The 966-nt window shown below is 57.9% G+C and carries 2 protein-coding genes; both read right to left on the bottom strand.

Going from position 1 to position 966, the window contains the following annotated elements; translation table 11 throughout:
- Positions 1-110: 110 nt before the first annotated feature.
- On the bottom strand, positions 111-293 hold the full coding sequence (locus ACXJ7R_RS34335) for a DUF2231 domain-containing protein (RefSeq protein ID WP_457155672.1): 183 nt from the start codon (positions 291-293) through the stop codon (positions 111-113).
- 266 nt (positions 294-559) lie between these two features.
- Positions 560-966, bottom strand: a 407-nt coding sequence (locus ACXJ7R_RS34340) for an alpha-ketoglutarate-dependent dioxygenase AlkB (protein WP_457155673.1), incomplete at its 5' end; no start/stop codon positions are given.

Here is a 966-nt window from a genome sequence, read left to right on the forward strand (position 1 = left end):
CCACTCGAGCACGGCTGGATCTCCATCCTGTCAGGCTTGCGAAAAGCAGGACGATCACGGCCACAACGGATCGGTGAGGCCCCGGCACGACCGAAGTCCAAGCGTCCCGGCTATGCACCAGCGCATAAAAACGACAACACAAGCACGACAAGGCTGTCCAGAAGATACGGCCACACAGGCCTGCCAGCACGGGAAAGTCGTCTTGTAAACAGATCCATAAGCGCGGCAATCACTGCAAAAGCGCCGACGACCCAGCCGGCAAAAAGCAGCCAGGCCGAAAAGTCGGCCCACATTATTTCCGCGGTTCGCTAGTAGGTGACGTCGGTGAGCAGCGTGCCGATGAAACAAGCATTGGCGATCGCCATCGGCGTCTAATGAAGCGGGGGCTTGGCCAGCACCAACATTGTTTGCGAACTGACCATCGACTCTCCACCGCTGCAAGCTGGATGCACCCTCCAAACCAACATGAGGTTGAGAGGTTCCCGGGAGGGTCCGCGTTCAAGAACTCGTGATGGCATTAGCAGTGGGAGACCTGGTGTCTGATGTTAGCGGAGCGTAGTCATGCCTTTTTAGAGCGAAGTGTTCGCAAGGTGATCGAATAGCGTTGCTCGGCAAGGGGCGGGATGCTGTGCTCCCACTCCGTGCGCGAAGGACCGGTCATGAGATAGGCTGATCTTGGCTCGACGACGATCGTTTGGCGGTCCCATCCGCTTCCGGCCTTTCGCCGGAGTCGAAAGCTGCAGGGCGCCAGCAGTGAAACACCTGCTACATCTTCAAAATGAGATTTGTCACGATGCCAGCCGATACCAGCGCCCGGCCGATACTCATTGATCAGCACCTGTGCAAAGGCTTCGGGAGGCTGGCTCGCAAAGGCAGCGACCTTTTCGCGCAGGGGCTGCAGAAAATCAGGGATTGGAGGTGCCTCGACGACTTCACGTCTGTCATAGTCGTAGCGCAGGCCAAAAC

This window comes from Mesorhizobium sp. P5_C1 (genome assembly GCF_054049815.1).